Raw genomic sequence first — 12,804 nt, forward strand, 5'->3', positions numbered from 1 at the left:
TCGGGAGGAGGCTAGGAGCGGGCAGGTTGCGGATACGTTGCACGGCGCGGCCGCGCCGGCTCCCGCCGGGCCGCCGTCGGTCCGGGGCGGGGTGCGGGCGCGGCGCCGGTGCCGAGTTCGCCGTCGAGGGCGCGTACGCGGGCCAGCGCGGCCGGGCGCGCCTCCGGCGGCAGCGCCGCGGCCAGCGCCCGCCACACCGCGGCGTCGTCCGCGCCCCAGGGCGTGCACACCCAGTCGGTCAGCAGTCCCGCGTCCGCCCGGGCGATCACCGCGGCCCGCGCCTGGTCCTCGATCCGGCGCCGCAGCCGGACGATGCCCGGCGCGGTCGAGCCGGGGAGCAGCGGCCCGGCGTAGTGCTGCAGGGCCGCCGACACGGCGCCCGCCGCCAGGTGCCGGGTCACGACGGTGAAGTCGGCCTCCAGCGGCGCCGTCGTCCGGTACGGGCGCGAGAGCGGGGCGCGGTCCCCCAGCAGTCCGCGCAGCCGTGACATCTCCGCGCGCAGCGTCACCGGTGACACCGACTCGTCCTCGTACAGCGCGATCGCCAGCTCCTCTCCCGACAGCCCCGCCGGATGGTGCGCGAGCAGCGCCATGATCTCGCTGTGCCGCCGCCCCAGACGGAGCCGGGCGCCGCCGCGGACCAGCAGCGCCTCGTCCCGGCCGAGGGCCGTCAGGCTGTCCCCGGCGGGGGGCGGAAAAGGGTCCAGCAGCGCCAGCCGGCCCTCCGCGGCCCGGGCCACCGCCTGCACGAAGGCGAGGGAGTGCGGATGGGCCAGACCGTCCCCGCCGGTGATGTCTACCGCCCCGAGCAGCCGGCCGGTCCGGGGATCGCGCACCGGAGCCGCCGCACACGTCCAGGGGTGGACCCGGCGGCTGAAGTGCTCGGCCCCGAACACCTGGACCGGCTCCCCGACGGCGACCGCCGTGCCGGGCGCGTTCGTGCCCATCGCCGTCTCCGCCCAGCGCGCGCCCGGTACGAAGCCCAGCCGCTCCGCCCGCCGCAGCGTGTCCGCCTCGCCCTCCACCCACAGCAGGCTGCCGCGGGCGTCGCACACCGCCAGCAGATAGGCCCCGTGCGCCGCGAACGCCCCCACGAGCTCCCGGAAGACCGGCATCGCCCGGGCCAGGGGGTGCTGCGCCCGGTACGAACGCAGCTCCGCCTCCGCCAGCTCCACCCGGGGCGTGCACTCCGGGCTGACCCTGGCCCGGGCGCACCGCCGCCAGGAGTTCGCGATCACCGGCCGGACCTCCGGCTCGAACCGCCCGTCCCGCGTGAAAGTGGTGTGCGCCCGCCTCAGCACGCGCGTCCGCTCGGCGGGGTCGGCCCCGCCCGGCAGCGCCACCGGCGGATCGTCCATGCCACCCTCCCGTGGGCCGCGTACCCGAGCGCCCCCCATCGTGGTGCCGGTACCGGGCCCCGACAAGCGCCGCGTCGGCCACACGGCTTTCCGAAACGCCGCCGGGAACGCGCCGGCGGGGCGGCGCGTTGAGGGGGTGGTGGACGACGACAGACGGAGGTGTCCGCAGATGTCCAAGCGCGGCAAGGTCGCGGTTGCCGGGGTCGCGGCAGCCCTCGTGTTGTTCTGGACGGTCGGATTCTGGGCGGGACTGCTGGTCCTGATCGGGGTTCCGGCCGCCGCCTACCTGCTGCTGGACTCCTCCCAGCGGCGTCGCCTGCGGGGCCTGTCCAGGAAGCAGCTGGGCCGCTGAGCGCGGCCTGACCCTCGGGCGCTCGCGCGACGGCGTCACGCCCTCGGCGGGCCCGTGGCGCGGCCGTGGCGCGGCCGTGACGCGGCCGTGGCGCGGCCGCGCAGGGACCCCGGCTCCGGCTCAGTAGTAGTCGCGCATCAGCGTCGTCGCCCAGTGCGGCTGACTCGGTTCGCCGCGCGGACCGAATTCGGTCATGTACGGCTTCAGGTCGAGGACGGGCGTGCCGTCGACCGCGTCCAGGCCCTCCACGTGCACGTCCAGGCCGTCCACCTCCAGGATCCGGCACCGGGAGACACCCAGCCGGTTCGGCCTGTTCTTGCCGCGCTGGGCGAAGATGCCGACCAGCGGCCAGTCCGGGTTGCCCCGGGGATGCCGGGCCCCCGTCTCGATCTTCTCCACCGGGACCCGGTCGAAGTGGTAGACGACCTCCAGGTGCGAGAACTCCGCCAACCCGTACAGGGCCTCCGGACCGAACCGGCCGGCGTCCAGCCGGATCACGGACCGCTCCCGTCCCCAGTCGTCGTCGACCACCTCCGTGCGGCCGCCCACCACCACGGCCACCGGTTCCGATTCCACCAGCACAGCGTCTCCCTCGGTTCAGGCCGGACGTACGGCGATGCGGTCCAGGGCGGCGAGCAGCTCCGCGAGCTCCGGCAGCCCCGGACCGGGTTCCCCGTCGCGGGGGACCGCGAGGACCTCGCCCGGCTCCTCGTCGAGCAGCACGAAGGCCGCGTCGTCGGTCCGGGCCACCAGCGACCACCCGGGACCGTCCGCCCGCAGCGTCCGCGCCCCCTCGCCCGCGAAGGACGACCGCACCCGGCCGGGCGGCGGCGGGCTCTGCGTGTACGACAGGGCCTCCTTGAGCGCACGCGCGAGCCCGGGGTGCGCCGCGGCGGCCGCTCCGCCGTCCGTCGCGACCTGCTCGCGCCAGTCGGCCCACTCCCGCGCGACCTGGTCCGCGCCCATGCGCCGCTGCACCGGTCCCCACGCCTCGCCGGACGGCGGTGCCAGCGGCACCCGCCCGGTGCCGTCGGCGCCCTGCTCCGGGTCGTGCGGCTCCGGGATGCCCGGCGTCGCCACGGAGAGGTCCAGCGGCCAGCCCGCCAGCGACACCACGATCGACCGCTCGTCCGGCGACAGGTCGTACTCCATGCCGCAGTCCCATGAGGCGATCGCCATGGCCACCAGCGAGACGTCGTCCACGACGACCGTCCAGCGCGCGCCCTCCTCGTCCTGGCCGAGCACGAGCCCGTACCCCTGCGCCGTCGGCTTCACGCCCAGCAGCGAGCACGCCTCGGGGAAATCGTCGCCCAGGATGCCCGGGAACTGCGCGGGGGTCAGCAGCACGGCGCTCAGCACATAGAGCGAACCGCCCCCTTCGTCGTCGGACACGTGGCCTCCCGGTCGCTCTCTCGTCGGCGCACCCTAACCAGCGGGTAACCCTCGCGTCGAGAGCCTGCGGGCGCCGATTTCCAAGCCCGCCACCTGCACGTAGAGTTGGCCACCCGCCACAGAAAGGGACATCCGGTGCAGCGTTACGACCGGCTGAGGGAGATCCTCCGTCTCGACCCCGACAAGGACTTCCTCGCCATCTACCGGCTCACCGCCACCTATGAGTTCCCCTGGGACTTCACCCGCGCCCTGGAGCTCGCCCTCTTCCGCACCTACGCGGTCCCGAGCATCGGCCGCCTGCTGGCCGAGACGGCCGAGTTCACGGACCGACCGCAGAAGCGTTACGACGACACGGCGCTGCTCCTCGACGCCGTCGTGGAGCACGGCTTCGAGAGCGAGACCGCGCGCACCGCGATCCGCCGCGTCAACCAGATGCACCGCGCCTACGACATCACCAACGAGGACATGCGCTACGTCCTGTGCACTTTCGTGGTGATCCCGGTGCGCTGGATGGACGCCTACGCCTGGCGTCCGATGACCCACCACGAGCGCCGTGCCGGTGCGAACTACTACGCCGAACTCGGTCGTCACCTGGGCATCACGGACATCCCGGGCTCCTATGAGGAGTTCGAGGAGACCCTGAACGCCTACGAGGAGGCACACTTCGGCTGGGACGAGGGCGGCCGCAAGGTCGCCGACTCCACCATCGGCCTGATGGCCTCCTGGTACCCGGCGCCGCTCGCCCCCGCGGTGCGCGCACTGAGCCTGTCGCTCCTCGACGAGCCGCTGCTGTCCGCATTCCGCTACGAGAGCCCCGGCCCGCAGGTCAAGCGGCTGGTCCGGGGCGCCCTGAAGCTGCGCGGCCGCGCCGTCCGGCTGCTGCCGCCGCGCAGGGCCCCGCACTACGCCCGGCAGAACCCCGAGATCAAAGGCTACCCCCACGGATACGACGTGGGCGAGCTCGGCACGTTTCCCGTGCCCGGCTCCGGGGGATGCCCGGTGCCGCATCCCCGCCGGCCCACCGGAGCCGAGGCCCAGCCCCCGGCGTGATCCGGGGCGCCTCCCCGGACCCCGGGCGAGGTGCCGACGTACCTCTTCACGCGGTGGGCGTGCGGCTCAGGGCCGGTGTACCGCGAGCACGAGGAAGCGGTCGTCCTCGTCGGCGTACGAGGTCATGTCCCAGCCCGAACCGGCCAGCAGCGGGCCGAGGTTGTGCTCGGCCCGCAGGTCGTCCGGTGTCAGCTCGCGGCCGTGCCGTGCCGCCAGGGCCGCTCGCCCGATCGGGTGGAACAGGGCGAGCCGGCCGCCGGGGCGGACGACGCGGGCGAGCTCGCGCAGGTTCGCCTCCGGGTCGGGCAGGTGCGCGATCAGCCCGGCGGCGAACACGGCGTCGAGCGCTCCGTCGCGCAGCGGCAGCCGGGCCACGTCCGCGAGCAGCAGCGTGCCCTCGGCGCCGCGTCCCGCCTGCAGTGCGGCGGCCAGCATCTGCGGGGTGAGGTCCGCGCCGAGCACCGTGCCGACCGGGCCGACGGCGGCGCGCAGGGCGGTCAGCGCGCGCCCGGTCCCGCAGCCCGCGTCGAGGACGCGGTCCCCGGGGTGCAGGCCGAATTCGGCCACGGCCCGTGTGAACGCGGGCCCGTCCGACGGGAACTTCCGGTCCCAGTCGGCGGCGCGCGCCCCGAAGAAGTCCTGCACGTGCGTGTGGTCTTCGCTCATGTGGACATGATCCCCCACAGGACGCGTGGTGGGGTGCGTGCGTTACGTTCCGGGCGTGCGGGGCGTGTGTGCGGTGCGCTCGTGCGGTGCGCAAGGTGGCATGTGCCGTGGTCGAAGACGAACGTAGCTTTGTCATATTCCAGCAGTTCCAGCTGCTTTCGAAATGCGCCCCTTGTTCGCGCCCTCACCCGGACTAGCGTCCCGGGGCCATGGGACACCTCGACCACGCGGCCTATGGCTGGCTGACACCCGTACTGTCATATGTGATGGCTTCCATCGGCGCCGCCCTCGGGCTGCGCTGCACCGTCCGCGCGCTCACCGCGACGACCCGGTCCTCCCGACGCAACTGGCTCCTCACCGCGGCCTCCGCCATCGGCACCGGCATCTGGACGATGCACTTCGTCGCGATGCTCGGCTTCAACGTCACCGGCACCGAGATCCACTACGACGTGCCGCTGACCGTCCTCAGCCTCCTCGTCGCCGTCCTCGTCGTCGGCGCCGGGGTGTTCGCCGTCGGCTACGGCCGGGCCCGCGGCCGCGCCCTGGTCCTCGGCGGCCTCACCACCGGCCTTGGCGTCGCCAGCATGCACTACCTCGGCATGGCCGCCCTGCGGTTGCACGGCAGCGTCTCGTACGACCCGCCGACGGTCGCGCTCTCGGTCGCCATCGCCGTCGTCGCGGCCACCGCCGCGCTCTGGGCCGCGCTCCACATCAAGGCGCCGGCCGCCGTCGCCGTCGCCTCGCTCGTGATGGGCGCTGCCGTCAGCAGCATGCACTACACCGGGATGATGGCGGTCGCCGTCCGCGTCGTGCCCTCGGACCAGGCCCTGCACGGGGCGACCGCGATGCAGTTCATCTTCCCGCTCGCCGTCGGGCTCGGTTCGTACCTCTTCATCACCTCCGCGTTCGTCGCGCTCTCCCCGACCGCCGACGAACGCGCCGCCTCCGCGTCGGCCGCCCGGCACCTGGGCGGCCAGGCGTCCGCGACGACGGCGTCCGCGAACACTGCGCCCGCGACGACGGCGCCCGCAGCGACGACGCCCGCCGCGGAAGTGCAGGCTCCGGCCGTGTCGGGGCGGGCCGTGCCGGGGCGGCCCGTGTCCGCATCGGCGACGCCGCCCGCCCCCGCCCGCTGATCCGCGGCCGGGAGCGCGGCCCGGGGCGCCGCCCGCCCCGCGCCGCCGCCCCGGCGACCCGCCCGACCGTCCCGCTGGACCGCCCCGGAACGAGGAGCCCATGCGCACACCCCGCAGACCACCGCAGGCGGCGGCGCCACAGCTGCCCACGCCCCCGGCGCGCGGCCGCCGGGCCCACGCCGGACCGCCGGCCGAGGAACCGCCGGCGCTGCAGGACCCGCCGAGCGCCGGCCCCGGCCCGGTGACCGCCCCCGACGGCGGGCGGCGACGGCTGCGCCCGCGCCTGCGCCCCGCCTCCGTCCGCGCAAAGATCGTTTCCCTCCTGATGGTGCCGGTCGTGTCCCTGCTCGCCCTCTGGGGCTTCGCGACCGTCAGCACCGCCCAGGACATCGCCCGGCTCACCCGGGTCCAGCGGGTCGACGAGCAGATACGCACCCCCGTCGCGGCCGCCGTCACCGAACTCCAGGCCGAGCGGCGCGCCGCCGTCCGCTACCTGGCCGACCCCACCGCCGACCAGGGCGCCGCCCTGGAACAGCAGGCGCGGCGCACCGACGCCGCCGTCGGACGGCTCCGGCTCGGCGACCGGCACACCGTCGCCGAGTCGGGCGAGTTCCGCACCGACGTCGTGGTGCGCGTCGGGACCTTCGTGGCCGCGGCGGAGGGCCTCGCCGCCACCCGCAAGGACGTCACGGACCGGCGCGCGACCCCGGACGCGGCCTACGAGACGTACACGCGCGTCGTCGACAGCGCCTTCGCCGTCGTCGGCTCCCTCTCGGGCGGTGAAAAGGCCGAACTCGGCCCCGACGCCCGCGTCCTGCTCGAATTCGCCCGCGCCGGCGAGCTCCTCTCCCGCGAGGACGCGCTGATCACCGCGCCCGGCCCGCGCACCGCCGAAGCGCTCCGGCGTCTCACCGGCGTCATCGAGACCCGCCGCGTCCTCACCGCGGGCTCCGTCGGCGACCTGCCCGCCGCCCGGCAGGCCGCCTGGCAGTCCGTGGCCAAGAGCGCCCCGTACGCCGAACTGACCTCCGCCGAGGACCGGGTGCTCGCCGCCGGGCCGGCCACCGCTTCCGGGACGGCTGCCGGATCCGGTTCCGGTTCGGCCGCCGGTTCCGTTTCGGCTGCCGCCAAGGACCCCGCCAAGGACCCGGCGAAGGACCCCGCCAAGGACCCGGCCCGGGGTGCGTCGGCCGGCTGGGACCCCGCGTACACGAGCATCAGCACCTCGATGCGCGAGATCGAAGCCGCCGCCCGCACCGCAGCCGCCGCCCGCACCCGTCCCTTCGCGCAGGCAGGGCTGGGCCCCGCCGGAGCCGCCGTGCTGCTGGGCCTCGCCGCGGTCGCCGCCTCCCTCTTCATCTCCGTCCGCATCGGCCGCGCCCTCGTCGTGGAACTCGTCTCGCTGCGCAACACCGCCCTGGAGATCGCCCACCGCAAGCTTCCGCACGCCATGGACCGGCTGCGAACCGGACAGGACATCGACGTCGAGGCCGAAACCCCGCCCCCGCCGCCCGCCGACGACGAGATCACCCAGGTCGGCGAGGCCCTGGCCACCGTCCACCGGGCCGCCCTCAGCGCGGCCGTCGAGCGCGCCGAGCTGGCCAGCGGCGTCAGCGGCGTTTTCGTCAATCTGGCCCGCCGCAGTCAGGTCCTGGTGCACAGGCAGCTCACCCTGCTCGACTCGATGGAGCGCCGCGCCGACGACCCGGGCGAGCTCGGCGACCTGTTCCGCCTCGACCACCTCACGACGCGGATGCGCCGGCACGCCGAGAGCCTGATCATCCTGTCCGGCGCCGCTCCCGGGCGGGCCTGGCGGATGCCGGTCCCGCTGACGAACGTCGTCCGGGCCGCGGTCTCCGAGATCGAGGACTACCCGCGCGTCGAGGTGTGCCGGCTGGCGGAGGCCGCCGTGGTCGGCGGAGCGGTCGCCGACCTCACGCACCTGCTCGCCGAACTCATCGAGAACGCCGCGCAGTTCTCGCCGCCGCACACCAAGGTCCGGGTCAGCGGCGAGCCCGTCGGCGCCGGATACGTCCTGGAGGTCGAGGACCGCGGGCTCGGCATGGGCCGCGAGTCGCTCCACGAGGCCAACCGGCGCATCGAGCAGTCCGAGTCCCTCGACCTGTTCGACAGCGACCGGCTCGGGCTCTTCGTGGTCAGCCGGCTCTCCGCCCGGCACGGTGTGCGGGTGCACCTGCGCACGTCACCGTACGGCGGCACGACGGCCGTGGTGCTCCTGCCGAACTCCCTGCTCCAGGGCGCGATCGAGCCGGGTCCCGAGCGCGGTCCCGAGTCCGGTCCCGAGCTGGGTCCCCCCTCGGCGGAGCGACCGGAGCAGGACCTCGGCGCCGCCCCCGGCGGCCCCGCGGGGCCGGCCGGCCGGGCCCCGCGGCCGCCCGCGATGACCGTCGTACGGGAGGAGGCGCAGCACGCCGCCGCGGTACCGGTACGGGACGACGCCCGCGGCCCGGCCGTACGGGACGACGCGCGCGGTACCCCGGTGCCCGGGCAGAACCCCGGACGGGAGGAGCCGGCCCCGGCCGCGGCCCCGGTGGCCTCGCTGCGGCCGCGCGGTCCCGGCGGCGCGGGCATCCGTACGCAGGCAGCGCCGGTCCCTGGTGCTGACCGCGGAGCGGCAGGTCAAGCGGCGGCGTCCGCACCCGACCCCGCGCGGGCCGCTGCCGGGGCGCAGGCTCCTTCCACGGCGTCCGCCGCGCCGGCGGCCCCGCGGCGCGCATCCCGCCCGGGCATCGGCACCGACGGTCCGGTGGCCGGGGAACTGCCGCGCCGCGTACGGCAGGCCAGCCTCGTCCCGCAGCTGCGGGAGGCGCCCGAACCGAAGGCACCGGCCGGGGCCCGGGTGCCGGAGGAGCCGTCGGGGCGCAGCCCTGAGCAGGCCCGGGACCGGATGGCGGCCTACCGGGCCGGCTGGGTCCGCGGCGCCCAGGAGAACTCTGCCCACGCGGGCAGCGAAGGAGAAGCGTGATGATCGAGCACCAGAGATTCAACCTCGACGGCGGCCGCAGATCCGGCGAGCTGGACTGGCTGCTGGACGATCTGGTGGTACGGGTCCGCGAGGTCCGGCACGCCGTCGTCCTGTCCAACGACGGCCTGGCGGTGGGTGCGTCCAGCGCACTCAGCCGGGAGGACGCGGAGCACCTGGCCGCCGTCTCCTCCGGATTCCACAGCCTGGCGAAGGGCGCGGGCCGGCACTTCCACGCCGGGGGCGTGCGCCAGACGATGGTGGAGATGGACGAGGGGTTCCTCTTCGTCGCCGCCGCCGGTGACGGTTCGTGCCTGGCCGTGCTGAGCGCGGCGAACGCGGACATCGGGCTGATCGCCTACGAGATGGCCCGGCTCGTGAAACGGGTCGGGGAGCACCTGTACACCCCGCCCAGGTCCGCGGCGCGGCCACCGGCCGCGGGTTGAAGGCGGCGGTCCGGCACGTGAGCGGCCAGTGGTACGACGCCGATGCGGGCCCGCTGGTCCGTCCCTACGCCCTGACGGGCGGGCGTACGAGGCCGGGGCCCCATGGGGTCCGGTTCGACCTGATCGCGCTGGTGGTCGTGGACGCCGACGGCCCCGACGCGGCGGCCGAGTCGCTGCTGGGCCCCGAACACCGGGCGCTGCTCGGGCTGTGCCGGTCCGAGACCCAGTCGGTGGCGGAACTCGCCGCGGACGCGGACCTGCCGGTGGGCGTGGTGCGGGTGCTGCTCGGGGACCTGCTGGAGGGCGGGCACGTCAAGGTCAGCCGGCCGGTGCCGCCCGCCCGGTTGCCGGACGAGCGGATTTTGCGTGAAGTCATCGAGGGATTGAGAGCGCTGTGATGGGACAACACCACGACGGACCCGGCGGGCCGGATGTGGATCCGGAGGACGACGGGGAACTGGCGGCGCTCGCGCTGAAGATACTCGTGGCGGGCGGGTTCGGGGTCGGCAAGACCACGATGGTCGGCGCGGTCAGCGAGATCCGCCCGCTGCGGACGGAGGAATCGCTCAGCGAAGCGGGCGAACTGGTCGACGACACGGGCGGGGTCGCCCAGAAGACGACCACCACCGTGGCCATGGACTTCGGGCGGATCACCATCCGGTCCGGACTGTCGCTCTACCTGTTCGGCACACCGGGGCAGGACCGCTTCTGGTTCCTGTGGGACGAGTTGTCGCTGGGAGCCCTGGGGGCGGTGGTGCTCGCGGACACGCGCCGGCTGGAGGACTGCTTCCCGGCGGTGGACTACTTCGAGCACCGGCGCATTCCTTTCGTGGTGGCCGTCAACTGCTTCACGGACGCGCGGAGGTACGGGGCGCACGAGGTCTCGCGGGCGCTGGACCTGGAGCAGGGGACGCCGGTGGTGCTGTGCGATGCGCGGGACAAGGATTCGGGGAAGGAGGTGCTGATCAGGCTGGTCGAGTACGCCGGGCGGGTGCACACCGCCCGGCTGCTGGACTCGGTGGGGCCGCAGGCCGACTCGGTGTGAGGGGCGTGCGGCGGGAGGCGGTGCCCGGCCCCGGGTCAGTGGGTGACGCCGTTGACGGAGATCACCTTGTCGACGGGGACGCGGACGAGGAGTTCGCCGGGGACGGCGTTGCGGCGGCCGAAGGCTTCGGCGCGTTCCTCGCCCATGTACCGGGCGGCGATCCTCGTCGCCCAGGGGAGCATCTCGTCGAGGTCCTCGCTGATCTCGGCGCGTCCCTGGAGGAGGACGTAGGAGTACGGCGGACGGTCGTCGTCCACGCAGAGTGCGACGCGGCCGTCGCGCAGCAGGTTGCGTCCCTTGACCGTGCTCTTCCCGGTGTTGAACACGAACGCATCGCCGTCGAGGAGGAACCAGATGGGGGCGATGTGCGGGCTGCCGTCCTCGCGCACGGTGGACAGCTTGCCGGTACGGGTCCCGTACGAGACGAATGCCCGCCATTCCTCTTGAGTCATCTTCTTCGCCATGGGGACATCCTCCTTGCCCCAAAGGCGCTGGTGGGGAAGGCTGGCGGCACTTACTACGCGGGGTGGTGGCGCCGCCACGGCGGCGGCGTCAACGGGGAGGGGCTCGAAATGGCACTGGACAAGCAGCTCGACTGGCTGCTCGACGACCTGACGCGCAGGGTCCAGCAGGTCAGGCACGCCGTGGTGCTCTCCAACGACGGCCTGGTGACGGGCGCGAGCGCGGGGCTGGCCCGGGAGGACGCGGAGCATCTGGCGGCGGTGGCGGCGGGGTTGCAGAGCCTGGCCAAGGGTTCGGGCCGGCATTTCCGGGCGGGTGAGGTACGGCAGACGATGGTCGAGTACGACGACGGCGTCCTGTTCGTCATGGCGGCGGGCGCGGGGAGCTCGCTGTGCGTGCTCAGCGCCGAGGCCGACATCGGGCAGGTCGCGTACGAGATGACGCTGCTGGTCAACCGGGTGGGAGAGCACCTGGGCGTGGCGGAGCGGCGGATCACCGGGGGCTGATCGCGAGTTGTCCACAGGGCTCGCGGGCTGTCGTAGCACTGAGTTACGGTCTTCACACGGAGTAATCGTCTCGTGTGGGGGAGGACCGTCATGGACATCGCGACGCAGCCGGGGACCGCGCTGCCGGACACAGGTGTGCGGGTGGTGCGGGCATGGGCGCGGGCCGGCTCGGGGGTGCGGACGCAGGCTCTCCCGGTGGTCCGGGCGCTGCCGATGGTCCGGATGGACGGGCCGTCGGTGTTACGGGGGGAACCGCTGCCGGATGCGGCGGTGGGCGGCGGCCGTGCCGCCCGGGAACTGGGCCTGACCCGGACCGAGTTCGCCCGGGCCGTCCAACTGGGCATCGTGCGCGCCGGGGCGCCGGCGCCGGGACGGTCCGCGCGCTACACCCGGGCGGAGCTGGAGCGGATCCGGTCGGCGGGGGGCCACCCGGCGACGCTGCGCGAGCAGGTCGAGGCCGTGGCCGGAGCCGAGGCGGCGGGCGTGGTGCTGGGCGTCAGCCCGGGCCGGTTCACCCGGCTGGCGCGCTGCGGGCACATCACCCCGGTGGGATACCGGATCAACCGCTACCGGACCGTGGTGTGGCTCTATCTGGCCTCGGAACTAAGGGAGTTCGCGGGCCGGGAGGCGGGCATGCTGCGCGGGAGCGCACCCCCGGCGGACCGGGAGCTGCTGGCGGCCAAGGCGGATCTGCGGCCCCGCAAATGGCGCGCGCGGCATGTGGGGCTGCTGCTGAGACGTACCGCCGACCCCTGGGCGCGGGCCGCCGTCCTGGCCTCCGTACTCCCGGAGGGCGAGCTGCGGGAGGCCGTGCCCGATCCGGAGGAGCGGATCGTGCTCGCCGCGCTCGCCCCGCCCCCGCCGTACGGGCACCCGCAGGCCCCGGCCGCGGCCGCCGTGGCGCTCCGCCTGTTGCGGGCGGAGCCGCCGGACGAGATCCACTGGTACCGCACCAGCCTGGACTTCGCGCTGACCGGGGCGCGCGCTCAGTCGAAGTCGACGGGGGAGAGCGGGCCGACGTAGACCCAGGCCCCGGCCTCCCGGGTGAAGGCGCTGTGCTCGTGCAGGGAGCCGGAGTGCCGGCCCTCGCGGTAGTACGCCCGGAACTCCACGGAACCCTCCGTCTCGAACATTCCGCCGCGTTCCGTGGCGAGGATCTCCAGGCGCTCCCAGCGCTGGCCGGGATCCAGGTCGAGCCGGCCGGGCCGGGTGCTCGGGTGCCAGGAGCGCAGCAGGTAGGCGGTGTCGCCGACGGAGAACGCGCTGAAGCGGGAGCGCATCAGCAGCTCGGCGGTGGGTGCCTGCTGCGCACCGGAGTGGAAGCGGCCGCAGCACTCCGGGTAGGCGGCGGGCAGCCCGCAGGGGCAGGGGAGGACCGGGGTGGGCATGGGCGTGCTCAGTTCTTCGG

The 12,804-nt window shown here is 74.7% G+C and carries 15 protein-coding genes; 9 read left to right on the forward strand and 6 right to left on the reverse strand.

From position 1 onward, the window contains the following. Positions 1-11 precede the first annotated feature (11 nt). Positions 12-1,358, reverse strand: a complete 1,347-nt coding sequence (locus ACIPK4_RS27865; RefSeq protein WP_402317257.1) for a GAF domain-containing protein — start codon at positions 1,356-1,358, stop codon at positions 12-14. Between the two features lie 169 nt (positions 1,359-1,527). Here ACIPK4_RS27865 and ACIPK4_RS27870 point away from each other — a divergent pair, with 169 nt between their 5' ends. Continuing rightward, on the forward strand, positions 1,528-1,710 hold the full coding sequence (locus ACIPK4_RS27870) for a hypothetical protein (protein ID WP_054223207.1): 183 nt from the start codon (positions 1,528-1,530) through the stop codon (positions 1,708-1,710). A 120-nt stretch (positions 1,711-1,830) separates the two neighbouring features. Here the strand turns inward: ACIPK4_RS27870 and ACIPK4_RS27875 are convergent, their stop codons facing one another. Both ACIPK4_RS27875 and ACIPK4_RS27880 read right to left on the reverse strand, forming a co-directional pair. Continuing rightward, entirely contained in the window at positions 1,831-2,286 is a 456-nt protein-coding gene (locus ACIPK4_RS27875) for an SAM-dependent methyltransferase (RefSeq protein WP_376194929.1), read from the reverse strand. 21 nt (positions 2,287-2,307) lie between these two features. Beyond that, the gene (locus ACIPK4_RS27880) at positions 2,308-3,102 is read right to left on the reverse strand and encodes a hypothetical protein (protein WP_402317262.1); all 795 of its coding nucleotides are present in this window, start codon (positions 3,100-3,102) and stop codon (positions 2,308-2,310) included. A 135-nt stretch (positions 3,103-3,237) separates the two neighbouring features. Here ACIPK4_RS27880 and ACIPK4_RS27885 point away from each other — a divergent pair, with 135 nt between their 5' ends. Beyond that, on the forward strand, positions 3,238-4,152 hold the full coding sequence (locus ACIPK4_RS27885) for an oxygenase MpaB family protein (RefSeq protein WP_054223209.1): 915 nt from the start codon (positions 3,238-3,240) through the stop codon (positions 4,150-4,152). 66 nt (positions 4,153-4,218) lie between these two features. Here the strand turns inward: ACIPK4_RS27885 and ACIPK4_RS27890 are convergent, their stop codons facing one another. Beyond that, positions 4,219-4,818, reverse strand: coding sequence for a class I SAM-dependent methyltransferase (locus ACIPK4_RS27890; RefSeq protein WP_402317265.1), 600 nt, complete (start codon positions 4,816-4,818; stop codon positions 4,219-4,221). 209 nt (positions 4,819-5,027) lie between these two features. Here ACIPK4_RS27890 and ACIPK4_RS27895 point away from each other — a divergent pair, with 209 nt between their 5' ends. The 5 genes from ACIPK4_RS27895 to ACIPK4_RS27915 all read left to right on the forward strand — a co-directional run bounded on the left by ACIPK4_RS27895 (position 5,028) and on the right by ACIPK4_RS27915 (position 10,428). Next, complete coding sequence (locus ACIPK4_RS27895; protein ID WP_402317267.1) at positions 5,028-5,954, forward strand: MHYT domain-containing protein; 927 nt, start codon at positions 5,028-5,030, stop codon at positions 5,952-5,954. Positions 5,955-6,054: 100 nt separating this feature from the next. Next, the gene (locus tag ACIPK4_RS27900) at positions 6,055-8,940 is read left to right on the forward strand and encodes a nitrate- and nitrite sensing domain-containing protein (RefSeq protein WP_402317270.1); all 2,886 of its coding nucleotides are present in this window, start codon (positions 6,055-6,057) and stop codon (positions 8,938-8,940) included. Beyond that, positions 8,940-9,383, forward strand: a complete 444-nt coding sequence (locus ACIPK4_RS27905) for a roadblock/LC7 domain-containing protein (protein WP_402317273.1) — start codon at positions 8,940-8,942, stop codon at positions 9,381-9,383. Before ACIPK4_RS27900 ends, ACIPK4_RS27905 begins: the two co-directional genes overlap by 1 nt. Continuing rightward, positions 9,380-9,781: a DUF742 domain-containing protein gene (locus ACIPK4_RS27910; protein ID WP_054222193.1), complete on the forward strand. Its 402-nt coding sequence runs from the start codon at positions 9,380-9,382 to the stop codon at positions 9,779-9,781. The genes ACIPK4_RS27905 and ACIPK4_RS27910 overlap by 4 nt, the downstream gene beginning before the upstream one ends. Then, positions 9,781-10,428: an ATP/GTP-binding protein gene (locus ACIPK4_RS27915; RefSeq protein WP_376194895.1), complete on the forward strand. Its 648-nt coding sequence runs from the start codon at positions 9,781-9,783 to the stop codon at positions 10,426-10,428. The genes ACIPK4_RS27910 and ACIPK4_RS27915 overlap by 1 nt, the downstream gene beginning before the upstream one ends. Positions 10,429-10,463: 35 nt before the next feature. On the opposite strand, the gene ACIPK4_RS27920 is transcribed toward ACIPK4_RS27915, so the two are convergent. Continuing rightward, on the reverse strand, positions 10,464-10,892 hold the full coding sequence (locus tag ACIPK4_RS27920) for a PPOX class F420-dependent oxidoreductase (protein ID WP_402317276.1): 429 nt from the start codon (positions 10,890-10,892) through the stop codon (positions 10,464-10,466). A gap of 108 nt (positions 10,893-11,000) precedes the next feature. On the opposite strand from ACIPK4_RS27920, the gene ACIPK4_RS27925 reads away from it, so the two are divergent. Beyond that, positions 11,001-11,396 (forward strand): roadblock/LC7 domain-containing protein, encoded by a 396-nt coding sequence (locus ACIPK4_RS27925; RefSeq protein ID WP_402317279.1) that lies wholly within the window; start codon positions 11,001-11,003, stop codon positions 11,394-11,396. 90 nt (positions 11,397-11,486) lie between these two features. Further along, positions 11,487-12,419: a DUF6397 family protein gene (locus ACIPK4_RS27930; protein ID WP_402317281.1), complete on the forward strand. Its 933-nt coding sequence runs from the start codon at positions 11,487-11,489 to the stop codon at positions 12,417-12,419. Here ACIPK4_RS27930 and ACIPK4_RS27935 read toward each other — a convergent pair. Continuing rightward, the gene (locus tag ACIPK4_RS27935) at positions 12,383-12,784 is read right to left on the reverse strand and encodes a YchJ family protein (RefSeq protein ID WP_376194889.1); all 402 of its coding nucleotides are present in this window, start codon (positions 12,782-12,784) and stop codon (positions 12,383-12,385) included. The two genes, ACIPK4_RS27930 and ACIPK4_RS27935, sit on opposite strands and share 37 nt — an antisense overlap. Between the last annotated feature and the right edge of the window lie 20 nt (positions 12,785-12,804).

Source organism: Streptomyces sp. NPDC086989, assembly GCF_044745505.1.
GTDB lineage: Bacteria > Actinomycetota > Actinomycetes > Streptomycetales > Streptomycetaceae > Streptomyces.